Raw genomic sequence first — 24,821 nt, forward strand, 5'->3', positions numbered from 1 at the left:
AGGACTTCGACGCGAACGCCGCCGCCGAACGCTCCATGGCCTTCGAAGCCCTCGACCAGCTCGCCATGGAACACCTCCTCAACGTCCGCTGACCCACACCCCCGGGTGCCCGGTGAACCACCACCGGGCACCCCGCCACTGCCCCGCCACCTCCCCGCCGTGACACCGCCGGATCCGCGCAGGGGCTTGACGACCACCCTGTGGGAGCGTTCCCATGGGCGCCGGCCCCCCTCTTACCGCAAGGGCACCACCGTGACAGAACTTTCCCCGGACGGGCGGATCCGACGCCGCAGCCGCCGCACCAGGCGGATCGTCGTCCCTCTCACCGTCGTCTCCGCGATCGTCGCCGGCACCGTCCTGGCGGGATGTGGCCAGCAGCGTGACGAGAACGTCTACACCGTCATGAACTCCTCGACCGACGAGTCGTACCACCGCTGGGACGGGGACACGCTCAAGCGCTGCAGCAAGGAGCTCGGTGTCACCATCGAGCAGCAGAGCGTGCCGGCCGCGCAGCTGATGACGAAGGCACTGCGCATGGCGTCCTCGAAATCGCTGCCGGACGTCCTCCAGCTGGACGCCTCCGAGATGCCGACGTTCGCCGAGGCCGGCGGGCTGATCCCACTGAAGGATCTCGGGCTGACCACGACGGACATCCCCGAGGGGATCGTCGACTTCGGTTCGTTCGACGGGAAGTACTACGGGGCCGCGCGCACGGTGAACACGCTGGCGCTGTTCTACAACAAGGACACCCTCGACAAGGCCGGCCTGAAAGTGCCCACCACCTGGGCCGAGATGCGGTCCACGGCCAAGGAACTGACCCAGGGCAAGCGGTACGGCATGGCGCTCAGCGCGGGCGGCGCGGAGGACGGTGTCTTCCAGTTCACGCCGTTCATGTGGTCCAACGGCGGTGACGAGTCGAAGCTGGACACTCCGGAGGTCGCCGGGGCCCTGGACTACTGGAAGGCCCTCCTGAAGGACGGCTCGCTCTCCAAGTCCACGGTCAACTGGACCCAGGCCGACGTGAACGACCAGTTCATGGCGGGCAACGCGGCCATGATGATCAACGGCCCGTGGCAGGTCGAGACCCTGAACGCCAAGAAGGGGCTCAACTGGGGCATCGCCGAGATTCCCGTCCCCGAGGCGGGCGACGACTCGGTGGGTCCGCTGGGCGGCGGTGTGCTGACCGTGCCCAACACCGGGGACAGTGAGCGCGAGAAGACGGCCGCCAAGATCATCGGCTGCATGGCGGGCGAGCAGGAGCAGATAACCTACGCCCTGAACAGCTGGATGGTCCCGTCGAACACGAAGGCCGCCGCCGTGTGGCGCACGAAGGCCCCGGAGCTGGCGGCCCTGGCCGGACAGGTCTCCACGGCCCGTTCGCGTACGGCGAAGGTCGGCGCGCAGTGGTCGTCCGTGTCGCTGGCCCTGCAGAGCGCCTTCCAGTCCGCGCTCACCGGCGAGTCCAGCGAGGCCGCTCTGAAGCGTGCCCAGCAGCAGGTCACGAGCGGGAACTGAGGTAACGAACGATGTCATCCACCACAGCCTCAGCCGCCGCGCTGCCGGCCGACCCGAAGGCCCCCGCGGCCGGCGTGGTCAAGAAGCCCGTGAACCCACGGAGCGCCAAGCGACGCAGGACGCTCGCCCAGTGGGGGTTCATCGCCCCCGCCGTGATCTTCATGGCGCTGTTCTTCGGCTATCCGCTCGTCCGCAACATCGTGATGAGTTTCCAGGACTACTCGCCGTCCACGTTCTTCACCGGTGAGGCGCCGTTCAACGGCACGGACAACTGGAGCAACGTCTTCAACGACGGGCTGTTCGGCAAGGCCCTGTGGCAGACGATCCTCTTCACGGTCGGATCGCTCGTCGGCCAGTTCTGCATCGGCCTGGCCCTCGCCGTCTTCTTCACCCGCCGCTTCCCGCTGAACGGGATCCTGCGCTCGCTGATCCTGCTCCCATGGCTGGTCCCGATGGTCGTCTCCGGCATCGTGTGGCGGCGCATCTTCGACCAGGACACCGGTGTCCTCAACTCCTTCCTCGGCACCGTCGGCCTCCCCGGTGACACGCCGTGGCTGACGAGCACCGGCATGGCGCTGGTGTCGGTGATCCTGGTGAACATCTGGATCGGCATCCCGTTCAACATGGTGATCCTCTACGGCGGTCTCCAGGAGGTCCCCAAGGAGCTGAACGAGGCCGCCGCGCTCGACGGCGCGTCCGCCTGGCGTACGTTCCGCTCGGTCACCCTGCCCATGCTCAAGCCCGTCATCACCGTGGTGCTGGTGCTCGGCTTCATGTCGACGGTCAAGATCCTCGACCTGGTCCTCGCCCTCACCGACGGCGGGCCCGCCGACTCCACCCAGACGCTCGGCACGCTCACGTACCAGAACTCCTTCGTCCAGATGGACTTCGGGGCCGGTGCCGTGGTCGGCAACATCCTGATCCTGATCTCCGCCGTCTTCGCGGTGTTCTACCTGCGGGTCAACCGCAACGAGGGGAAGTGACCGGCATGGCGACCACCACCCAGATCCCCGCCGCCCCGGCTCCCGCCGCCTTCCACCGGCCCAAGCGCCGCTGGGGCGCGACCGTCTTCGGCGTCGTCGTCCTCGCGGTGATGCTGTTCCCGCTGTACTGGATGATCAACACCGCGCTGCAGCCGGACGCGAGCCTGGTCGACGTGGGCCCCGTCCCGACGGGTATCGACTTCTCCGGCTTCACCTCCGCCATCACCGAGCAGGGCGGCAACCTGCTGACCTCGCTGGCCGTGGCGCTCGGCGCGGTGGCCATCTGTCTGGCGATCTCCGCACCGGCGGCGTACGGCCTGGCGCAGTTCAAGCTGCGCGGCGGCAAGACGATCGTCTTCGGCACGCTCATCACCCAGATGGTGCCGGGCATCGTCATCGCCAATGCCCTCTACAGCGCCTACGTGGACCTCGGTCTGGTCAACTCCTACTTCGGCCTGATGCTGGCGGACGCCTCGCTGGGCATCCCCTTCGCGATCGTGCTGATGCGCTCGTTCATGGTGTCCATCCCACGCGAGGTCATCGAGGCCGCCGAGGTCGACGGCGCCGGCCGCTTCCGTACGTTCGTCCAGGTCGTCCTGCCGATGAGCCGCAACTCGCTGATCACCGCCGGGCTGTTCTCGTTCCTCTACGCGTGGAGCGACTTCATGTTCGCGCTCACGCTGAACACCACGGACGACGTCAAGCCGATCACGCTGGGCATCTACCAGTACATCGGCGCGCACGTCGGCGACTGGGGTTCGGTCATGGCCGCCTCGGTGCTCTCGGCGGTACCCGCCGCGGTCCTCCTCGTCCTGTCCCAGAAGTACATCGCCGCCGGGATCACCGGCGGCTCGGTCAAGTAAGGGTTTCCATGAGTGACTTCCCGGTCTTCCCGCCCGGTTTCGTCTTCGGCGCGGCCACGGCCTCGTACCAGATCGAGGGCGCCGTGGATGAAGACGGCCGCGGGCCGTCCATCTGGGACACCTACAGCCACACGCCCGGCCGGACCGACGGCGGCGACACGGGTGACGTGGCCTGCGACCACTACCACCGCTACCCGGAGGACGTGGCGCTGCTGCGCGACCTCGGCGTGGAGTCGTACCGCTTCTCGATCGCCTGGTCCCGGATCCAGGCCACGGGCAGCGGGGCGGTCAACCCCAAGGGGCTGGACTTCTACTCCCGGCTCGTGGACTCGCTCCTGGAGGCGGGCATCGAGCCGGCCGCCACCCTCTACCACTGGGACCTGCCGCAGGCTCTGGAGGACAAGGGCGGCTGGCGGGCACGAGAGACCGCTGAGCGCTTCGGCGAATACGCGGCGATCATGGCCGAGCACCTCGGCGACCGGGTCCCGCGCTGGATCACCCTCAACGAGCCGTGGTGCAGCGCCTTCCTCGGCTACTCGGTGGGCCGGCACGCGCCGGGCGCCCAGGAAGGCCGCGGGGCGCTGGCCGCCGCGCACCACCTGCTGGTCGGCCACGGCCACGCGATGAAAGCGCTGCGCGCGGCGGGCGTCCGCGAGGCGGGCATCACGCTCAACCTGGACCGCAACGTCCCGGCCACCGAGTCCGACGCCGATCTCGCCGCGGTCGTCCGCGCGGACACCCAGCACAACCTCGTGTGGACCGAACCGCTCCTCGCGGGCCGCTACCCGGCCACCGAGGAGGAGACCTGGGGCGAGCTGATCACCGGCCAGGACTTCCGCCGCGAGGGTGACCTGAAGCTGATCTCCCAGCCGATGGACTTCCTGGGCATCAACTACTACCGGCCGATCGTCGTCGCCGCCGCCCCGCACCGCGAGGCGGACCCGGCGTTGCGCGTCGCCACGGACAACCGGTACGCGGAGGGGAACTACCCCGACGTCCGCAAGACGGCGATGGGCTGGCCGGTCGTCCCGGATTCCTTCACCGACCTCCTGACCGTGCTGAAGCAGACGTACGGCGGCGCCCTGCCGCCGGTGCACATCACGGAGAACGGCTCGGCGGAGTTCGACAGCGTGGACGCGGACGGCTCCGTCCACGACGCGGACCGGGTGGAGTACCTGCGCACGCACCTGACGGCACTGCGCGCGGCCATGGACGCCGGGGTCGACGTACGCGGGTACTACGTGTGGTCGCTGCTGGACAACTTCGAGTGGGCGCTGGGCTATGCGAAGCGGTTCGGGATCATCCGGGTCGACTACGACACCCTGGAGCGCACCCCGAAGGACAGCTACCGCTGGTATCAGCAGCTGATCGCGGCCCACAAGGCCTGACCGACTCCTCGGAACCGGGGGCGTACGCGTGCTGGACGGCGTGTACGCCCCCGGTTCCTGTCGCGTTCGTTCCGCCGCTCGTTCCACGCACCGGTGTCCGGGCGAACACGAGCTGGTCGTCCGCGTACACGGTGATCACCACCGTGCCGTCGGCGGATCCGCCGGTCAGGCCGGCACTGTGAGTGAGCTGGAACCACCCGCGCTTCTGGTCGCACTCGTCCGGACAGCCGTTACCGGTGAAGGATGTCGCGCGGAGCGACACCGAGCGCCCGCACGGCCCGGGCCGTCAACGCGTCGCGTAGGCCGCCGGGTTCTCCAGGACCTCGTGCACCACGCGCGCCGCCGCGCCCCGGGCCGCGTCGCCGGAGAGGGACGAGGCACGCAGTCGGCTGCCGTTCTCGTGCCAGCGGCCCGACACCACCCGTGCGGTGAGCTGGGCGTCAGCGGACTTCTCCAGCCAGGGCATGAGGGTGCGGTAGATCCCGCCGAGGACGACGGCCTCCGGGTCGAAGAGGTTCACCGCGCCGGCCAGCACCACGCCCATCCGGTCCCCCGCCTCCCGCAGCGCCGACACGGCCCGCTTCTGACCGGCCGCGGCCCGCTGCCCCAGCTCGGCGATTCCGCGCACACCGGTGTCCGGGTCGATCCCGGCCGCCCGCAGCAGTGCCGCCCGGCCCGCGTACTGCTCCAGGCAGCCGTGCGCGCCGCACCGGCAGAGGGGGCCCCTCGGGTCGACGACGACGTGCCCGATCTCGCCCGCGAAACCGTGGGCGCCGCGCAGCATTTCGCCGTTCACGACGAGCGCGCCGCCCACGCCGATCTCACCGGTGAGATAGAGGAAGGTGCGTACGCCGCCGAGTCCTCCGAACCACAGCTCGGCCAGGGCTGCCAGGTTGGCCTCGTTGTCGGAGCCGACGGCCAGGGCCCGCCCGGCCGGGCGCAGTGTGCTGAGTGCCTGTCCGAAGATGCCCTCGGCGGCGACCCTGCTCCAGCCGAGGTTGGGTGCCTGCCGGACGACGCCCCCGGAGACGAGGCCGGGCAGGGCCAGCTCGACGCCGACCACGCGCAGTTCCTGTTCCTGGGTGGAGGCGATGACCCGGTTGGTGAGCCGGGCGGCGTGCGCCAGGACCTCGGCGGGCGGGACGTTCCGGTGATCGGTGCGCTCGGTGACCCGGACCCGGTCGGTGCCGGTGAGGTCGACGGCGCACACCGTGACGTAGTCGATGTTGATCTCCACCCCGAGCCCGGCCGGTCCGGTCCGGCAGAGCTTCAGTACGGTGCCGGGGCGACCGGCCGAGCCGCTGGAGGTCTTGCCCGACTCGCTGAGGCAGCCCAGCGCGAGCAGCTCCTCGACGAGCGAGGAGACCGCGGCCCGGGTGAGCCCCACGAGGCTCGCCACCCGGGCCCGGGTGACCTCGCCCTCGTCCCGGACGGTTCGCAGGACGAGGCTCAGGTTGTGACGCCGCACGGACTCGTGTCCGGCCTTGGCCGCGGGCGAGGTGAGGGTGTTCTTCATCAGAGCTTCGAGCCTAACGGCGAAGGGCCGCACCCCGGGGTGCGGCCCTCGCTCATTTCGCGGTGCCTCTACTTGCGGATCAGGCTGCGGAGCACGTACTGCAGGATGCCGCCGTTGCGGTAGTAGTCCGCCTCGCCGGGGGTGTCGATGCGGACGACGCCGTCGAACTCCACACCGGTGTCGGTGGTGACCTTGACGGTGCGCGGCGTGGTGCCGTTGTTCAGCTCGGTCACGCCGGTGAAGGTGAAGCTCTCCTCACCGGTCAGGCCGAGGGACTCGGCGGTGTGGCCCTCCGGGAACTGGAGCGGGAGGACGCCCATGCCGATGAGGTTCGAGCGGTGGATGCGCTCGTAGGACTCGGCGATGACGGCCTTGACGCCGAGGAGCGCGGTGCCCTTGGCCGCCCAGTCACGGGACGAGCCGGAGCCGTACTCCTTGCCCGCCAGGATGACGAGCGGGGTGCCCGCGGCCTGGTAGTTCTGCGAGGCGTCGTAGATGAACGACACGGGGGCGTCAGCCTGCGTGAAGTCGCGGGTGAAGCCGCCCTCGGTGCCCGGTGCGATCTGGTTGCGCAGGCGGATGTTGGCGAACGTGCCGCGGATCATGACCTCGTGGTTACCACGGCGCGAGCCGTAGGAGTTGAAGTCACGGCGCTCGATGCCGTGCTCCGTGAGGTACTTGCCGGCCGGGGTGTCGGCCTTGATCGCACCGGCCGGGGAGATGTGGTCGGTGGTGACCGAGTCGCCGAGCTTGGCGAGCACCCGGGCGCCGGTGATGTCGTCGACCGGGGTCGTCTCCATCGTCATGCCCTCGAAGTACGGGGGCTTGCGCACGTAGGTGGACTCGGAGTCCCACTCGAAGGTGTTGCCGGTGGGGATCGACAGCGCCTGCCACTGGGCGTCGCCCGCGAAGACGTCCTGGTAGGACTTGTTGAACATGTCCTCGCCGATGGAGTTGGCGACGACGTCGTTGACCTCGGCCTCGGACGGCCAGATGTCCTGGAGGAAGACGGGCTTGCCGTCCTGGTCGACGCCGAGGGCGTCCTTGGTGATGTCGACCTTCATCGAACCGGCGATGGCGTACGCGACGACCAGCGGCGGGGACGCCAGGTAGTTCATCTTGACGTCGGGGTTGATCCGGCCCTCGAAGTTGCGGTTGCCGGAGAGCACCGAGGTCACGGCAAGGTCGTGGTCGTTGACCGCCTTGGAGACCTCTTCCGGCAGCGGGCCGGAGTTGCCGATGCAGGTGGTGCAGCCGTAGCCGACGAGGTTGAAGCCGACCTTGTCGAGGTACGGGGTCAGGCCCGCCTTGTCGAAGTAGTCGGTGACGACCTTGGAACCCGGGGCGAGGGTGGTCTTGACCCACGGCTTGCGGGTCAGGCCCTTCTCGACCGCCTTCTTCGCCACGAGCGCCGCGGCGACCATGACGTACGGGTTCGAGGTGTTGGTGCAGGAGGTGATCGCGGCGACGGTGACGGCGCCGTGGTCGAGCTCGTACGTCGTGCCGTCGGGGGCGGTCACGGTGACCGGGTTCGACGGGACGCCGTTGGTGGTGGCCGGGGAGTCGGAGGCCGGGAAGGACTCCTTGCCCGCCTCCTCGTCGTCCGAGACGTAGTTGCGTACGTCCTGGGCGAACTGCGCCTTGGCGTTCGCGAGGACGATGCGGTCCTGCGGGCGCTTCGGGCCGGCGATGGAGGGGACGACCGTGGAGAGGTCGAGCTCCAGCTTCTCGGAGAAGTCCGGCTCGGCGGCCGGGTCGAGCCAGAGGCCCTGCTCCTTGGCGTACGCCTCGACGAGCGCGACCTGCTGGGCGTCGCGGCCGGTCAGGCGGAGGTACTTCAGCGTCTCGTCGTCGATCGGGAAGATCGCGGCGGTGGAGCCGAACTCCGGCGACATGTTGCCGATGGTGGCGCGGTTCGCGAGGGAGGTGGCGGCGACGCCCTCACCGTAGAACTCGACGAACTTGCCGACGACGCCGTGCTTGCGGAGCATCTCGGTGATGGTCAGCACGAGGTCGGTGGCGGTGGTGCCGGCCGGGAGCTCGCCGGTCAGCTTGAAGCCGACGACGCGCGGGATGAGCATGGAGACCGGCTGGCCGAGCATCGCGGCCTCGGCCTCGATGCCGCCGACGCCCCAGCCCAGCACGCCGAGGCCGTTGACCATGGTGGTGTGCGAGTCGGTGCCGACGAGGGTGTCGGGGTACGCCTGGCCGTTACGGATCATGACCGTGCGGGCCAGGTGCTCGATGTTGACCTGGTGGACGATGCCGGTGCCCGGGGGGACGACCTTGAACTCGTCGAAGGCGGTCTGGCCCCAGCGCAGGAACTGGTAGCGCTCCTTGTTGCGGCCGTACTCCAGCTCGACGTTCTGCGCGAACGCGTCGTTGGTGCCGAACTTGTCGGCGATGACGGAGTGGTCGATGACCAGCTCGGCCGGGGCCAGCGGGTTGATCTTCGCCGGGTCACCTCCGAGCTCCTTGACGGCCTCACGCATGGTGGCGAGGTCCACGACACACGGGACACCCGTGAAGTCCTGCATGATCACGCGAGCCGGCGTGAACTGGATCTCCTGGCTGGGCTGGGCCTGGGAGTCCCATCCGCCCAGCGCCCGGATGTGGTCGGCGGTGATATTCGCGCCGTCCTCGGTGCGGAGCAGGTTCTCCAGCAGCACCTTCAGGCTGTAAGGGAGGCGCGCGGAGCCCTCGACCTTGTCCAGCTTGAAGATCTCGTACGACTCGTCGCCCACGCGCAGCGTGCTGCGGGCGTCGAAGCTGTTCGCCGACACGACAGTCTCCTTCTTCAATGTGCGCGTTCAACCGCGCCGCGCCTCATGTGCGGCCGGCGCCGCCTGCGGCCCCCACCATCCGCTAAGGTAAGGGTTAGTTAGGTAACCCTTACCGTGCGGCGGCTGCGGTGCGCCTCGGCAGATATCTCGATGTCGAGATAACTCTAGTACATCGCCGCCGCGCGGTCATGCCCGGGCGCCCGTGTCCTGGGCCGCACCGCGGTGCCGCGCGGCCCGGCCTGGGCAGGAAGGCCCCTCCGAAGTCCGGCGGGCCGCCTTTTCCCGGCGGACCACGGGCGCGCACGTCAGAGCGTGACGAGGGGGCATGGTGCGCAGCACCTCGCGCGCGGCAGGACAGGTACATATCGATGACGACCGCCCCGCCCGGGAAGGTGCGTGCACTTCACCAACACCTCCGAAGCCGTGCGGGCATGGGTCCACGGCTGGGCCCTCTCACGAGGAGCGGCCGAACCGGACTCCTGGCCCTGGGGTTTCACCGTGAACATCGGCCTTCCCGGACACGTCATGAGCCACGTCCTGCCCACCGCCGACGCGGCAACCGTGCGGCAGATCACCGAAAGCGCCACCAGGCCCGGCGTCCGGCTGAAGGCCTTCGTACGGGAGGAGTCGCTCGCGTCCTGGGTCACGCCCGGCTGGTCCCTCCCCGGCGGGCCCGGCTACCTGATGTCCGCCTCACTCCCGCCCCGTCCCGCCCACGCCCGCGCCCCGGCCCCCCTCCCCGACGGCTACCGGCTCCGCACCTGGACCCGCGACGGCGTCACCCACGCCCGGGTGTGCGCCGCCGACGGCACCCGTGCCGCGCGCGGCCAGACGGCCGTCACCGGCGTCACCGCCGTCGTCGACAAGGTGGAGACCCACCCCGCCCATCGGCGCCGCGGTCTCGGCCGCCTGGTCATGCGCACACTCACCGACACGGCTGCCGAGCAGGGCGCGACGGTCGGCCTGCTGGCCTCGACGACGGCGGGCCGAACCTTGTACGAGAGCACGGGATGGGTCGTATCGGCGCCCCTGGCGAACGCCTTGCGGGGGCCGGACCCGGCGACGCGCTGACCGTGCCCCGGCGGCACGGGGCGAGTGGAGACCCTGCGGCACGGAGCCGGCGGGTGCGCACCTGCGCGTGCGGCCGGACAGCACGCGGGCTCGCACGATACGGACGCACGCCCACGCCGCCCGGCTCCCCGCGCATGACCTGACCGCTTCGGGATACCCGTACTCCTGACAGAGGAGGCACAGATGGCGCTCACATTCCGAAAGAGCTTTCAGATTCTTCCGGGCGTCCGGCTGAACATCAACCGCCGCTCATGGTCCGTCACCACCGGAGGACGGCACGGTCCGAAGCGCACGATGAGCAGCACCGGCCGGCGCACCACGTCCATGGATCTTCCGGGCCCGTTCGGCTGGCGCAGGACGACGCGCCGTCGCGGCTGACCTCACCCGTTCGGCCGAGCTCCGCACGCCGGACCGTGGGGCGCCCAACCCTTCGGACAGGCGCACACCCACGGTCCGGTCACCCGAACATCTCCCCGGACCCCACATCCCCCGCGATCTTCATCTCATATCTGAGATAGCGTGCAGCCATGGAAGACGACTACCTCGCACGTATCGGCAAGCTCATCCGTGACGCCCGGCAGCACCGGGGCTGGACACAGAGTCAGCTCGCCGAGGCGCTCGCCACGAGTCAGAGCGCGGTCAACCGCATCGAGCGCGGCAATCAGAACATCAGCCTTGAGATGATCGCCCGCATCGGCGAAGCCCTCGACAGCGAGATCGTGTCACTCGGTTACGCCGGACCCATGCACCTGCGTGTGGTCGGCGGACGTCGGCTCTCGGGCTCCATCGACGTCAAGACGAGCAAGAACGCGTGCGTCGCGCTGCTCTGTGGCTCGCTGCTCAACAAGGGCCGCACCGTGCTGCGCCGGGTGGCCCGCATCGAGGAGGTCTTCCGGCTGCTGGAAGTGCTCAACTCCATCGGTGTACGCACCCGCTGGATCAACGACGGTGTCGACCTCGAGATCCTGCCTCCCGACCGGCTCGAGCTGGAGGCCATCGACGCGGACGCCGCGCGCCGGACCCGCTCCATCATCATGTTCCTCGGCCCGCTGCTGCACCGCATGGACCGCTTCACCCTGCCGTACGCCGGCGGCTGCGACCTGGGCACGCGCACGATCGAGCCGCACATGATCGCGCTGCGCCGTTTCGGCCTGGAGATCGCGGCGACCGACGGGCTCTACCACGCCCAGGTCGACCACGCGGTCCGGCCCGACCGCCCCATCGTCCTGACCGAGCGCGGCGACACGGTGACCGAGAACGCCCTGCTGGCCGCCGCCCGGCACGACGGCTCCACGGTCATCCGTAACGCGTCCTCCAACTACATGGTCCAGGACCTGTGCTTCTTCCTGGAGGCGCTCGGCGTACGCGTCGACGGCGTCGGGACGACGACCCTCACGGTGCACGGGGTGCCGGAGATCGACGTGGACGTCGACTACTCCCCCTCCGAGGACCCGGTCGAGGCGATGAGCCTGCTGGCCGCCGCCGTGGTGACGGAGTCGGAGCTGACGATCCGTCGGGTCCCGATCGAGTTCCTGGAGATCGAGCTCGCGGTACTGGAGGAGATGGGCGTCGACTGCGACCGCACGGCGGAGTACGCCGCCGACAACGGCCGCACCCGGCTGGTGGACCTGACGGTCCGGCCCTCCAAACTGGAGGCGCCCATCGACAAGATCCACCCGATGCCCTTCCCCGGGCTGAACATCGACAACGTGCCGTTCTTCGCGGCCATCGCCGCTGCCGCGCACGGCAAGACCCTGATCCACGACTGGGTCTACGACAACCGCGCGATCTACCTCACCGACCTCAACCGCCTCGGCGGCCGGCTGCAACTCCTCGACCCGCACCGGGTCCTGGTCGAGGGCCCGACCCGCTGGCGGGCCGCCGAGATGATGTGCCCGCCGGCGCTGCGTCCGGCGGTGGTGGTACTGCTGGCGATGATGGCGGCCGAGGGCACGTCCGTGCTGCGCAACGTGTACGTGATCAACCGGGGTTACGAGGAGCTGGCGGAGCGGCTGAACTCGGTGGGGGCGCAGATCGAGATCTTCCGGGACATCTGACGGGCGGGGTGTCGTGCCCCTTGAGGGCAAGGGGCACGACACCCGTAAATGCCTGGCGACCTGCGGTTATACTCTTTCTCGACCTTCCATTGAACACCGCTGTTTTTCATCACCTTGTGCAAGGCGCGTGCAAGATGATCTTTAATAGGTAACGGTTCATCAGGCAAACCTGATTACCCGTCAGCTGACACGGAGAGTGCTCACCACAGGGGCCTCCCAATGCCCGCACCGACGCTGCCACTGGCGTTCGCTAAATGCGGAGTTCAGTCCTCGCCACGCACGCGGATCAAGCGCACCACACGGCTACGGCCAGTTCACCGCGGCGCCACCATCGCCGCCTGCGACGACGACAGCCACCGCAACGCCGTCGCCGTCGCCGCGCGGGAGCTGTACGACTCCCTCGGCTGACCAGCCCGCCGGGCGGCAGCGACACAGGCCGCGCCCGCCCGGCCCACTGGCCAACGGCCACACAGCCCGCCGCGCCCCTGTCCGCCGCCTCCGACTCCCAGACCGCCGCCCCCGCCCGCCGTGACGTCGTCTGAACCATCGGCCCGGCCCTGTACGGCATCCGCCCCAAGGCCACCTCGGCCCGGCTCACGTACGGCCGTCACGCCCTGATCGCGGTGGAGGAATCGGGCCGCATCGGGGCATACGCCGACCGGCCCGGCATGTGTCCCCGCGGCAGTACCGCTACGTCAGGTGACGGATCTTGTGCATATGCGTGCCGACAAGTAGCTTCCGCAGTAGCCTAATTGTCCTGCATAGGACTAAGCGCGTTCCTTCCGCTTGCCCTGCTTCGCGGACACACAGCTGCGCCATCTCCCTCCCGGCGGTGAGTGACCGTTGAGTGCGCGCTCTCTGCCGGCAGGTTGGGCAGCCGGATACGGAGGGGGAACGGGAAGGCTGATGAGAGCGACGTACGAGCTATGGCACGAAGTGCTCTCTGCAGAGTTCTTCGGTGCGGACCACGCACTACGGAGCACCGTCCTGTATGTCGATGACGAAATTGAACGGCAGCTCGCCGAGCTCTACGGCATCGAAACGGGTCTGGCCTTGGCCGTTGCCGAGGAACTCAACTGGAGCGACCCCGAAAGGTCCCTGTTCAGCCGCGTCCAGCGCGAGTGCGCGCAATGGGTGAACGGCGGGACACAGGGGCCGCCGCCTAGCCTTCCGGTGCTCGCCCTGTCCGTGCTGGCTGCTACCCGCATGGCGTCAGCCGACGGGATGCTGAGGAGTAACTTCTACGGGCGCTGGATCCAGGTGTTCGGCGAGCAGCTGTCCGGCTACCGCGCGAACAAGCTGGAGAAGGCCTTCGAAGACGTCGCCGAGATGTGGGAGCAACTGGACAACTGGCTGGAGGATACGGGCGGTCTCTTCGGCACCAGCACGGTGAGCACCGAAGAGTCCCGCTGGAAAATCGGCTACCCCATCTCGCAGGCTCTGGTCCGCGGTTCGGACCGGCACGTCCTCACCCGTTTCTTCGCCACTACTCGCCTGAGGCCGCACAATCGGACCGAGGTCTCCGGTCGAGAACTCCTGCGGCGGCTCCGTGTTTGGACAGCGGGTCGGGACCGGCACCTGTCCCCCCGGCTCATGGAGGAGCTCGCAGACGCTGCCGACACCGGCGAGACGCTCATCTCCAGTCTCCTCAAGCGGCTCGCCGATGACTGGGACGGAACCCTCCACGAGCCGGAACACGGGCACCGGCGCCGGGCTCTCGGGCTCCGGCTCATGGTCACCGACCGCGGAAGGCGACTGGACTGGCTGGCCGAGGCTGTCGAAGCGACGCCCGAGACCGAGGTCTGTCTGCCAGGCGGGCGGACTTTCACGCTCCGCAAGGAATACGGCGACGTCTACGGAGGTTTGGAGTCCCTCCGGCCATCCCCTCAGCAGTTGGCTTACGGCGTACGTCTCGAGGGGGAAGCCTTGGTCCTTGAATGGGTACCGCAGGAGGTCGTGCTGCTGCGGATGCACCCCTACCTCGGCGAGTGGGTGAGCACCGAATACTTCGAGCCCGGCGAACAGCATTGGATACTTGCCGCCGACTCCGCCGTCGATGAAGTACGCTCCATGGTCAATGCTCTTGGCGGCCGGACGGTCCGCGAGACGTCGGCGCCGGTCATGGGTTGGAAGCTGTTCAAAGGCGTCCGTGCCGTCAACGGGGGTGCCTTCGCTAGCACTTTGGATCGAGGTGGAGCGCACGCCTACGTCCTTGAGCCCCAGCTCCGGCAGCGCGCCGAATTGTCCGGCGGGCTCCGCATCGCGCCCGAGTACCGGGCGGGTTCCGGAGTTGCGGGCCACTACCTTCGCGGCGGCGGCCCGGACCTGCTGCTGCCCGCGAGTGAATCCCCAGACGGCCGCGTTGAGGTCGTGCTCGACGGCTACACGGAGAAGTTGCGTGCCGACCCCCGCATTCCTTTCCCGCTGCGCCTCGTCCCTCTTGACGAGGGGGAGCACCAGGTAGGCACAGCGCAGAGCAGCCAGGTCTTCACCTTGTACGACGGGTTGCACGGCAGGCTTCCGCCAGGGACCGGGATGCTCGGGTACGCCTGCGGCGGCAGCGCCCAGCGCGAGCTGAGCGAGGTCGGCGATTCCGCCGCGGCTATCCGAGGTGCCTATGCACCGGACAGCATCAGGCTGCCGCGCACTGAGCTTGTGCGGAGTGATGTCCTGGAAGCAGTGCTGATCGATCACCGCGGCAGTACGTGCAGAGTCAAGCAGCAGTCAGTCCCAGCGTGGATGGTGTCACGGCTGCCGGAAGAGGCCCGCGGCTCCTGCCTTGAGGTCGAGGTGCCGGAAGGATATGTGTGGCTGGTCTACCGGACGGCTGCCCGGTGGTCCGTCCGGGCACTGGCCGCAGCAATGGACATTCCCGACCCTGCGCCGTCCCACGATGACTACGCCTGGGCGCATGCGGTAATGAGCGCCGCCGAGCGCTCGCACGCCCCCGTCTGGCTCGGGTATGTAGCAGCGGCAGAAGCAATCGCCGGAAAGCGGGGAGCCTGATGACCGATCCAGGAGACCTGCTGCTGCGCTGGGTGAGCGAGCGGGGAGCGGGCGCGCTTTCCGACGTCAAGCAGGGCATGCGGTGGCTCGCATCCACATATTGCCCGGACATCGAGCCGGGTGCAGCGGGCCGCTGGCTTCGCGACGCTGTATCCCTCGGCCACATGGACATCGACTGGCGCAACCGGCGCTGGTCCGCGGCACCGCCCGTATTGACGCGGCTGCCGCAGGCCCGAGGGCTGGCCGTGCTGGCCGGGAGCCGGACGGTTGCTTTCGACGATCGCCTCGATCAGGCCGTGAGAGATGGCTTGGTAGAGCTCTTCCGGGTGCCCAGCGCGCGTCCGCCTCGGGACATCCCTACGCCTGTTTCGCTGATCGTCCAGTTCGACGACGAGGCTGGGCTGGCGCAGTGGGCGACCGAGCTTGGAGCCGAGTACACATCCTGCTTCGCTCTCCAGGGCGCTGCCCTGCTTCCACCCCTCGGACTTGAAGTGCGGACCTCCGCACCGGAGTTCGGGCAACCGCTGGAGCAGTACCACCTGGACCGCCGGGAATATCAGCCTGCAGTCCGCCCCCAGGGGGATGGCCTATACCGGCTCAAGCAGCGCGAAGGCAAGCGTGTATGCCAAGTTCGGCACAATGGCGAGTGGTACCAGACCAGCCACGAGGAAGGGGTCTACTCCGTCCTGGAGTCCCGGAACCCGGAGGCCGATGTGCTCCGCTGGCTGCCCGAAAAGGACTGCGGGCGGGAGAGATTCGGGACGCTTTACGTCGACTGGGGCTACCCTCTGCCCGACCTGCACCGGCGCGTGGCCGTCATGTGCTCCGGCCTCGCGCCGCGAATCAATGCGCATGCCGAGAACCTGGCGTACGACAACGTGCCCAAGGCTGTAGCAATCAAGATCGCAGACTCGCTGGGACAGCACCTTGGAGAGAATGATGAGTGACTCCGTCGCGGAACAGCCCCGCAGCAGCGGCCGAGACGTCGACATCCTGGGGTCGTTCGAGCACCTGAAAGAAGCGCTCTTCCGCTACTACAACACACCGTTCGGCCTCGCTGACCAGCACCTGGAAGCGGAACGGCAGGGCCTCTTCGACGTGGACGGCGGGGCGTGGCGGCGCCCCCTCCTGGAAGTCCGCCCGCGATACGGCACTGTGGACGCGGGGATCGCGGAGTCCGTCCGCTCAGCGGGTGCCCACCCCGACCTCGCGGAATTGGTGCAACTCGGTCTGCTGCAGGGTGTTCCGTCGCTCTACGAGCACCAGCACCGAGCCCTCACCGCTGCGGTCCGCGACGGACGTGACGTCGTCGTCACGGCAGGCACCGGCTCCGGCAAGACGGAGTCGTTCATGCTGCCCATCCTGGCCGACCTCGTTCGTGAATCCGAGGCCTGGTCGACGGGGACACTGCCGTCTAACCGCTGGTGGGCGACCCCAGACGGCGAGTACCAGCCGCAGCGGGCAGGGGAGAACGGCCGGCCGGCTGCCGTGCGCGCTCTGGTCCTCTACCCGATGAACGCCCTCGTCGACGATCAGATGATGCGCCTGCGCAAGGCCCTCGACAGCGACGAGGTTCGGGCGTGGCTTGCGCGATCACGCCCCGGCCACCGCTTCTACTTCGGCCGGTACACCGGAGCGACGCCGGTCCCCGGCGATTTCGGTTCGGCCGCCGGTGTGAAGACGCTCCGCAAGGAGTTCGCGGCGACCGAGGAGCGCTCGCGCCAGGCGCAGAAGGCTGTCGGAGACGGCCGGTTCTTCATCCCGAGACTCGACGGTGCGGAGATGCGCTCCCGCTGGGACATGATCCAGGCCCCGCCGGACATCATGATCACGAACTACAGCATGCTCAACGTCATACTGATGCGGTCACGTGAATCGGGCATCTTCGACAAGACGCGCCGCTGGCTCGAGGAAGTCCCGGACGCCCGCTTCACCTTGGTTGTCGACGAGCTCCACATGTATCGGGGCACCGCAGGCACGGAGATCGCCTTCCTTCTGCGCAACCTGCGCCACAGGCTTGGCCTGGACGACAAGCCGGAGAAGTTCCGGATCCTCGCGGCTTCCGCATCACTCGAGGCGCCCCGCGACCTGGACTTCCTGCAGGAGTTCTTCGGCGCTGACCGCGACCGGTTCGAGGTCCTCGGCGGCCAGCTCGTACTGCCGCCCCACACACGCACCGACATCTCCGAGCACGCCCCTGCGTACGCGGCTCTCGGCATCGCCCCCGAACCTGCTGAGGCTGAACGGCTCCTGGCTGACACAGGAGCAGCCGATGCGTTCGTCAATGCTCTGCGTGATGGCGACCGGCTCATCGCGGACTTCGACACGGAAGTCGCTGCGCGGCTCTTCCCAGGCACTGATGCTCCAACCCAGACGGACGCGATGCGCGGAATCCTGGCCGCGCTGCGCAAATCGGAGGCCGTCGGCACTCCAAAACTTCGCGGACATCTCTTCTTCCGCAACATCCCCGGAGTGTGGGCCTGTTCAGACCCCGCATGCCCTGATGCCCCGGGCCCGGAAGGCGCCGGAAGGACCGTCGGCAAGCTGTACTCCCGACCCACACCCCGGTGCAGCTGCGACGCCCGCGTACTTGAGCTCCTCTATTGCCAGAACTGCGGAGACGCTTTCCTCGGCGGTTACGCGCCCGAATCGGCATTCCGGAACACCAAGGGACGTCCCTTCGAAGCCGGCCTACTCGCCGATCTGCCCGACCTCGACTCGCTTCCTGACGCTGCCGCTCTGGGGCCGAGTGCGGCCAATTACATCGTCTATTGGCCGCGCAAGGACGAACCGGCCACGGACAAACTCGCCTGGGACTCCACATCCGACAAGGGGGTGCTGAGCGCCAGCTTCGAGTTCAAGCGCAGCAAGTACGACCCGCGCACTGGCATGCTCCGGAACCAGAGCAACCACACCGGCTGGTCCTTCCACGTCAGCGTTCCCCAGCCGAAGAGGGGGAGCGCCCGGCTCAAGGCCGACAATCTTCCAGCGGCACCGACACAGTGTCCTTCGTGCGGCGACGACTGGGAGCTGCGGCAGGCCGGAAGCGAGCATCTCAGCCTGAGCGACCCGCGCCGCATGCGCACGCCGGTGCGGTCTATGCGCACTGGTTTCGAGAAGGTCAACCAGGTCCTTACCACCGGGATCCTCTCGCTCCTCCCGAACCGGCAGGCGGTCGTCTTCTCCGACAGTCGGCAGGATGCGGCCAAGCTCTCAGCCGGCCTCAGCCTCCGTCACTACCAGGACCTACTGCGCCTGCTCCTCGCCGAGGAGGTGGCGGATCAGGGTGACCCGGTGGCAGACCTCGCCGCCGTATCAGGCTTCTTCGGGAAGTCGCCCGACAACCCGGTGGACAGGGAGACGGCCAAGGCCGCACGCGACCGGCTCAGGGCTCGGGACCGGGATACGTACGACGCGTGGGAGAAGCTCCAGAAACCCCAGGCTGCAGCGAGCCTCGACGACCTTGACGACGATCTCCCCGCCCCGACTGAGGAGGCCGCGCTCTACGGCCTTCTGAGCCGGGTGCCCAGTCTCGACAGCCACGCCGCCGCCGTTGCTGAACGCCTCGTGCAGCTCGGCGCTAATCCCGGTGGGCCGAAGGCATCACTCCAGCAGACGACCTACCAGAAAGGCTCTCCGCTGCAGCCCTGGACCTCGCTCTACCGCTGGCCGGACGGTGGGGACAGCGGAGTACGAGATGAATCCAGCCTTGTCCTGAGCGAGCGTCAGGACCAACTGCGCCAGGACATGCGCGAATCCCTCAGTACCGAATTGCTCAGCGGCCTCTTCGGCAGCGCCGGACGTGACTTCGAGTCCCTCGGCCTGGGCTGGCTCACCCTCGCGTCCGACCAGGCGCCGCTCGAAGCCGAGCGGGCGTCGGATGCCGCTTTCGCCCGGACGAGCCTGCGGATCCTTGGCCACATGCGCCGGTTCGCCGGACTGCGCAAGCCTGCAGACAACCCACCCAAGAAGCTGCGAGACTTCTGGACCAGTGCAGGCGATTACCTCGGTCAGGACCCGGAGGACCTTCAAGCCACGGTGGAGCGTATCTGGGGGCCTGCAGTCCTCAAGTACGTCATCCAACCCGAGCACGTCGCGCTGCGCCACGGCAGTGCTGTGTCCTGGACCTGCTCCACATGCAATCGCCGGCACCTCCACCCGGGCGTCGGCATCTGCACAAAATGCCGACGGCCCCTGCCTGTAGAGTCCGAGCAGTTCGAGAGCATCGACGCCGACTACTACGCGTGGATGGCACGCAAGCAGTTCGGGCACTTCCGGCTCAACACCGCTGAACTCACCGGCCAGACGGACCGCCTCGACGCCCAGGCCCGCCAAGCCCGCTTCCAGGGAATTTTCCTCGATGGCAAAGAGCACGAGCTGCCAGACACCCTCGACGTTCTCTCCGTCACCACCACGATGGAAGCCGGCGTCGACATCGGCCCGCTGTCCGCAGTGCTCATGGCCAACATGCCCCCGACCCGGTTCAACTACCAGCAGCGTGTGGGACGCGCCGGACGCCGCAGCTCGCCGGTCGCACTCGCTCTGACCGTATGCCGTGGCCGCAGCCACGACGAGTACTACTTCCAAGACCCTAAGCGCATCACCAACGACGCAACGCCGCGGCCTTACCTGTCCACCGACATGAAGGACATCTACCAGAGGGTCCTCGCCGCGGAAGTGCTCCGCCGGGCCTTTGACGCAGTGCAGGCTGCAGTGGAGGACGACGCAGGTATCGATCCAACCCGCAACGTCCACGGCCAGTTCGGGCACTGCGCCGACTGGCACGTCGTCAGCGAGGCCGTCGGCACTTGGATCAAGTCACACGAGGCCGAGATCCGAATGCTTGCTGAAGCCCTCGCCGGCTGGACCCGGACGGTATGGTCGCCGACCGAGGCAGCGGAATGGGTTGCCTCGGAGCTTGTCAACCGCGTTGCGGGGATCGCAGACCGAGCCAGCGGCCACCACGAGCTCAGCCAGCGGCTTGCAGAGTCGGGCCTGCTGCCGATGTTTGGATTCCCCACGTCAGCCCGGTACTTGTACACGAAGCGCCCCTACGACTCGTACCCGTGGCCGCCGAGCGGAGTAGTCGACCGCTCTCTGGACATCGCCATCTCGCAGTTCGCACCCGGCGCGGAGACCGTGAAGGACGGACAGGTCCACACCGCCACCGGAGTGGTCGCGTTCGAGCCGACGGGCAGGGCCCCGCGAGCCATGGATCAGCCGCTCGGGCAGTCCATCCCCATCGGGATCTGCCGCGCCTGCGGCCACCTTGCGGACGAAGTGCAAATGTCTCCAGTGCAGGAAGACGACGCGCCTCAACAGCCGTGCCGCGCCTGCGGAGCTGCTGACGGGTCATACCGCGAGATCGAACTCCGCGAACCAGCCGGCTTCTACTCCGGCGGCAAGGCTCGTGATTTCGACGGCAACTTCGCCTGGCGTGCGAGGTCGCTAACACCGCGCACGGCCGCCGATCTCGAGCGTGGCGCGCCAGAGAAGATTGCGACGGCAGGAATGGTCGTCCACGCGGGCAAGGGCCAGCGCTTCGCAATCAACGACAACGGCGGTCGGCTCTTCAGCTTCGCGAAGCTCACCCCAACCGCACGTTGGTCCGGCGCATACCTGGAGACTGGGGCTGCGGAGCTGTTCCCCTGGCTCACGAAAGACATTGCAGCCGGTGAGGAACCGCTGACTACAGCCATCGGCGCTACGCAACACACCGATCTGTTTCTCCTCGGACCTCAGGCAGGCGAGATCCCCTCTCTCGGCCTGCGTCTCAATCTCACGTCCGTGCCCCAGAGCACCGGCTTCCCGGACGACCGCTCAGGCAGGCGGGCCGCCTGGTACTCGCTTGCTGCACTGCTCCGAACCGCCGCAGGCTCAATCCTCCAAGTACAGCCCAACGAGATCGCGTCCGGCATCCATGGAGCAGGCTCCGGCAGCCGCGAGGCGCGCACCTTCGCCTTCCTCTCCGACACCCTGGACAACGGTGCTGGCTACTGCACGCACCTCGCTGAGCGCGATGTCTTCGAACAACTGATGGCTACAGCGAACAGAATGCTGGCCGCATTGGCCACAGGAGCGCATGGTCGCGACTGCCGAGGCTCGTGCTACCAGTGCCTTCGCGACTACACAAACATGGCGTACCACAGCCTGCTCGACTGGCGACTGGCTGGCGATCTCCTCGCCATCCTCCAGGGCAGGGGTGCCGCAAGCGATCAGCGCGCCCGCCGCGCCGCGGGACTGCTGCGGAACTGGGCTTCGGACTTCCCTTCCGAAGACGCGGAGTTCGTGGACGACCTCGGAGGCACCGGTCCTGCCGTCCTCTTCGAGGAGCGGGTCTGGGTCGCGGCCAAGAGCCCGTTCGAGGCCGCCGACGGGTCGCTGCAGTCCGCCCGCATCAGTGTGGTGCGCGACGCTGCTGCATCTGATGGCCGGAACGTACCTGACGTGGTGTTCATCGACGATTTTCTCCTCGATAAAGCACCAGCGCGAGTCACAGCCTTGATCGCCGACTTCGACGCAATGTAGTAGGCGACGCTCACCACTGGCTGGAAGGCGTAACTGCAGGGGAAGTTGAGATCTGTGACGGGAGATAGGCTTCGGTAGGCATGCATGCGCCCGCGGCTGCCGACGGCTATGCCAGAATGATCACCTGCTAAAGCAATGGACGGTTGAACGGAGGCGGAGATGAGCGACCCGGTACTCCTGCAGCGGTTCGCGGCATGGCTCCAGCCGCAGCCGTCGGCGGTGGATGCTGAGCGCAGCGCGTTCTTCCAGAACGGGATCATCGTGCTCGACACGAATGTGCTCCTCAGCCTGTACGAGTACACGGAGACCTCCCGGGAAGAGGTCCTGTCGGCCCTCGAGCAGACCGCGGGACGGCTGTGGATGCCGTACCAGGTCGGCCTCGAATTCGTCCGCGGCCGCCGCAGCACGCTTGAGTCGCGGAAAAGAGCGCTCGCGGACGCCGCGTCAGATGTGAACAAAAAGCTCATGGTCGCGCGCAAGGCGATTATCGAGGCCAAGAATCTCGTGCGCACCCAGCTCGACAAGTACTCCCGGGCGCCGGAAGAAGTAGCCAGCCTGGATGCACTGGTCAAAGACACAGAGGTCGACAAGCATCTGTTTGTCTACCGGGACGAGTTCAAGCGCCACCTAGACATGTTGAAAGCCGATCACGGCCTGGCTCTGAACGCGACTGATGCGGATGATCCGATCCTCCCACGCGTCGCTGAACTCTACGGAGAGGGAGTTGGTCTGCAGCCAGACGATGAAGTGCTACGCAAGCGCCTTGAGGAAGCAACCGCCTTCCGATTCCCAAACAAGATTCCTCCAGGGTTCGCGGACTCCGACAAGGACACGCCCCTTAAATCCGCTGGCGATTTCTTGCTCTGGGAAGAGGTTGTCCAGCACGTCAGCCAGTTGCCCGAGCCCAGTCGCCGAGTGCTGTTTGTATCGAACGACACGGTAAAGGAGGACTGGTACGAGCCCGGCTCCGGCACTCGCAGTTCTCGCCCGTGGCCGAGCTTGGTCGACGAGCTGAAGCGGAGGGCAGGGGCAGAGCTGAGGCTCGAGACCCAGCTGAACTTCTACAGCGGCATCAGGGAGTTCCTGGACGTCGAACTCGCTGAGGGCACGTACGCAGAGATCGTTCGGGTGTCTGAGACCTACGATGCGAAGATCCACAAGGACGGACCGCTCGTAACCGAGGAGGCGGCTCCTCGACTTCCCCCACCGGAGGGACTGGCGCTCGTCGCACTGCAGTCGGTAGGCCTCACATCCCCGGCCGTACGAGCTGCCGTCGACTCATCCTCCCCGTCCCATTGGACGTTCCAGTGGTGGCTCATCGGCGTGACCGCTCAGCTTGGGCGGAGGGTTCCCGACGACAGGGAGCCCGGCGTCGGTTTCGCGGCGGCATCAAGGAGCCCCGAACGGCCGTCACCGCTATGGCAGCCGGGTACGGTCCTGCCGTCGGGCGAGTGGCTGCACCGGGACTCGTCGTGGATCGCGCCGTGGTTCATGGAGTTGCTGGACGCCACTCCGAAGATAGACAGGGCCGTACTGCGCGGACTCGCGGCGCAGCAGGCGCAGCAGGCGCAGCAGGCGCAGGAGAACCGGCGCTCGCGTGGCTGACGGTGAACTTCATCGAGTCTAGGCACGTGGGCCCTGACCAGCGCGTTCGCATCTTTCAGCGTTGTCAGGGCCTTCGCTGCTTACACGGCGGAAAGTCCCTGGAAACCCCCTGGGAGAGACGTGAAAGTCCCTGGAAATTCCCTGGGATTCCTTTGCTCCGAGGGCCTCTGCGGGCGATCCACGTACCCGCAGCTGGTCGGAGGTGGTGAGAAACCTTGCGCAGGACTTGTCTGGAAGGGGACTCGCCTCGTCATCCGGCTGCGTCAGTTTCGACCGCGTGCCGATCAGAGCCATGATCCGCATCGTTGGCCGGGCGCCAGACGAACACTGATCCACGTCCCCTTCGCTGGGCTGGAAACCGCAAGGCCAATGGCGATCCCCGGATCAAGGTTCTGGTGCTACGGGATGAGGCTGCCCTCGGCAGCCGGTGTCCTCCGGGCATTCAGCGCTCTCTGCGCTCTCCCGCTGGCGCGCGACCGTGGCAAGGACCGGACGAGTCACCGGCTGGCGCTGCGCCACGCGGAACAGCGCGAAGTCGCCATGCCTCAGCACACCCCTTCCAACCATCGTTCCTTGTACGACTTGGTGCCCGCTCGATCTACTTGCAGGCGCTGGCTTCCGTCTGGTTAAGCTATGGGGTAGAAGATTTCCCGCCGAAGCGGAGCTTCTCGGCGTTTCAGGCTGCACAGGTTGGCGACGAAAGACAAGGCCGGCCGAAGTGCTCACCGTGAATCAACATCAAACGCCCACTCAGAAAAGGTCGGGGCGAACCTGCGCGAAGTAGTACGGCCGCTGGGTTATGAAGGACACCGCGTCCATGCCAGTCAGATAGTCCGTGCTGGTCTCGGAGTAGCGGGCGTTCTCCTTCCCGTCGAAGAACTTCCCGCTGGTGGTCTTGGAGACCTCAATGGTGCCATCGGAGACGCTCATCGCAACCTGATGGGTCTGGTTCCCGTAGCCGTCATAAGGCTGATAGGTGTGACCCACGCCGTCGAACTCGCCTGCCTCGAGCGCTTCGAGAACTCGGTTTGCATCCATGATCAGCGCCTCCAGGGTGACCGAGTGGGAGATGCCCCGGCCACCGGCGTGCTCGGGGCATCTCTGAGACCCCACGTTGAAAGGTGAGGGATCCAGCCTAGCCTCGACTGCATGGCGCACAGGACCAGGTGGCCGAGGTACGAAATCGTGCCCGAGCTGACGACCCACCACGGCCGCGACCGGGAAGCCGAAGCGGTCAGACGAGAGCAGGGCAGCTCGTGCTCTGCCCCTGCGGAGGAGGTCGGCAGTCCTGTTCACGGTCGAAGGGGACGGGGACACCGATCACTCCGAGCAGGAGCTTATCGACGCTTCCGATCAATTCAGGTAAGAGAACGAAATGTTCGAGACAGAGATGATCAATTTAGGTTAGCCGCGCCGTTTCGGTTGGGGCGATGAGGTGTCGTTGAGGGGGAACTGCCTGGTGGCTGACGCGTTTTCGGTGTTCGGACATGGTGGAGACCCGGCGCG

General features: G+C 67.5%; 15 protein-coding genes. 12 read left to right on the forward strand and 3 right to left on the reverse strand.

Going from position 1 to position 24,821, the window contains the following annotated elements; all coding sequences use genetic code 11:
• Nucleotides 1-252: 252 nt before the first annotated feature.
• The 4 genes from ACWD04_RS32450 to ACWD04_RS32465 are packed head-to-tail and all read left to right on the forward strand — an operon-like array spanning nucleotide 253 to nucleotide 4,749.
• Nucleotides 253-1,515: an ABC transporter substrate-binding protein gene (locus ACWD04_RS32450; RefSeq protein ID WP_451137324.1), complete on the forward strand. Its 1,263-nt coding sequence runs from the start codon at nucleotides 253-255 to the stop codon at nucleotides 1,513-1,515.
• Nucleotides 1,516-1,526: 11 nt separating this feature from the next.
• Nucleotides 1,527-2,498 (forward strand): carbohydrate ABC transporter permease, encoded by a 972-nt coding sequence (locus ACWD04_RS32455; protein ID WP_451137325.1) that lies wholly within the window; start codon nucleotides 1,527-1,529, stop codon nucleotides 2,496-2,498.
• Between the two features lie 5 nt (nucleotides 2,499-2,503).
• Nucleotides 2,504-3,361 (forward strand): carbohydrate ABC transporter permease, encoded by an 858-nt coding sequence (locus tag ACWD04_RS32460; protein ID WP_451137326.1) that lies wholly within the window; start codon nucleotides 2,504-2,506, stop codon nucleotides 3,359-3,361.
• 8 nt (nucleotides 3,362-3,369) lie between these two features.
• Nucleotides 3,370-4,749 (forward strand): GH1 family beta-glucosidase, encoded by a 1,380-nt coding sequence (locus tag ACWD04_RS32465; RefSeq protein WP_451137327.1) that lies wholly within the window; start codon nucleotides 3,370-3,372, stop codon nucleotides 4,747-4,749.
• A gap of 286 nt (nucleotides 4,750-5,035) precedes the next feature.
• On the opposite strand, the gene ACWD04_RS32470 is transcribed toward ACWD04_RS32465, so the two are convergent.
• Both ACWD04_RS32470 and acnA read right to left on the reverse strand, forming a co-directional pair.
• Nucleotides 5,036-6,265, reverse strand: coding sequence for an ROK family protein (locus ACWD04_RS32470; protein ID WP_451137328.1), 1,230 nt, complete (start codon nucleotides 6,263-6,265; stop codon nucleotides 5,036-5,038).
• Nucleotides 6,266-6,333: 68 nt separating this feature from the next.
• A complete protein-coding gene (gene acnA, locus ACWD04_RS32475; RefSeq protein ID WP_451137329.1) occupies nucleotides 6,334-9,048 on the reverse strand; it encodes an aconitate hydratase AcnA in 2,715 nt (904 codons plus the stop codon).
• Between the two features lie 396 nt (nucleotides 9,049-9,444).
• Between acnA and ACWD04_RS32480 the strand changes: the two genes are divergently transcribed.
• The 8 genes from ACWD04_RS32480 (at nucleotide 9,445) to ACWD04_RS32515 (ending at nucleotide 23,315) form a co-directional block, all read left to right on the forward strand.
• Nucleotides 9,445-10,119 carry a GNAT family N-acetyltransferase gene (locus tag ACWD04_RS32480; protein WP_451137330.1) on the forward strand — a complete coding sequence of 225 codons (675 nt, stop codon included), beginning with the start codon at nucleotides 9,445-9,447 and terminating at the stop codon, nucleotides 10,117-10,119.
• 183 nt (nucleotides 10,120-10,302) lie between these two features.
• The gene (locus ACWD04_RS32485) at nucleotides 10,303-10,497 is read left to right on the forward strand and encodes a DUF4236 domain-containing protein (RefSeq protein ID WP_451137331.1); all 195 of its coding nucleotides are present in this window, start codon (nucleotides 10,303-10,305) and stop codon (nucleotides 10,495-10,497) included.
• A gap of 149 nt (nucleotides 10,498-10,646) precedes the next feature.
• The gene (locus tag ACWD04_RS32490; RefSeq protein WP_451137332.1) at nucleotides 10,647-12,176 is read left to right on the forward strand and encodes a helix-turn-helix domain-containing protein; all 1,530 of its coding nucleotides are present in this window, start codon (nucleotides 10,647-10,649) and stop codon (nucleotides 12,174-12,176) included.
• Between the two features lie 219 nt (nucleotides 12,177-12,395).
• Nucleotides 12,396-12,584: a hypothetical protein gene (locus ACWD04_RS32495; RefSeq protein ID WP_451137333.1), complete on the forward strand. Its 189-nt coding sequence runs from the start codon at nucleotides 12,396-12,398 to the stop codon at nucleotides 12,582-12,584.
• Nucleotides 12,585-13,082: 498 nt separating this feature from the next.
• On the forward strand, nucleotides 13,083-15,182 hold the full coding sequence (locus ACWD04_RS32500; protein WP_451137334.1) for a hypothetical protein: 2,100 nt from the start codon (nucleotides 13,083-13,085) through the stop codon (nucleotides 15,180-15,182).
• Nucleotides 15,182-16,129 carry a hypothetical protein gene (locus ACWD04_RS32505; protein WP_451137335.1) on the forward strand — a complete coding sequence of 316 codons (948 nt, stop codon included), beginning with the start codon at nucleotides 15,182-15,184 and terminating at the stop codon, nucleotides 16,127-16,129. Before ACWD04_RS32500 ends, ACWD04_RS32505 begins: the two co-directional genes overlap by 1 nt.
• The gene (locus tag ACWD04_RS32510; RefSeq protein WP_451137336.1) at nucleotides 16,122-21,710 is read left to right on the forward strand and encodes a DEAD/DEAH box helicase; all 5,589 of its coding nucleotides are present in this window, start codon (nucleotides 16,122-16,124) and stop codon (nucleotides 21,708-21,710) included. The genes ACWD04_RS32505 and ACWD04_RS32510 overlap by 8 nt, the downstream gene beginning before the upstream one ends.
• A 159-nt stretch (nucleotides 21,711-21,869) precedes the next feature.
• Nucleotides 21,870-23,315 (forward strand): PIN-like domain-containing protein, encoded by a 1,446-nt coding sequence (locus ACWD04_RS32515; RefSeq protein ID WP_451137337.1) that lies wholly within the window; start codon nucleotides 21,870-21,872, stop codon nucleotides 23,313-23,315.
• 750 nt (nucleotides 23,316-24,065) lie between these two features.
• On the opposite strand, the gene ACWD04_RS32520 is transcribed toward ACWD04_RS32515, so the two are convergent.
• Nucleotides 24,066-24,428 (reverse strand): hypothetical protein, encoded by a 363-nt coding sequence (locus tag ACWD04_RS32520; RefSeq protein ID WP_451137338.1) that lies wholly within the window; start codon nucleotides 24,426-24,428, stop codon nucleotides 24,066-24,068.
• Nucleotides 24,429-24,821: the final 393 nt, after the last annotated feature.

The sequence above is a fragment of the Streptomyces sp. NPDC002911 genome, from assembly GCF_053591835.1.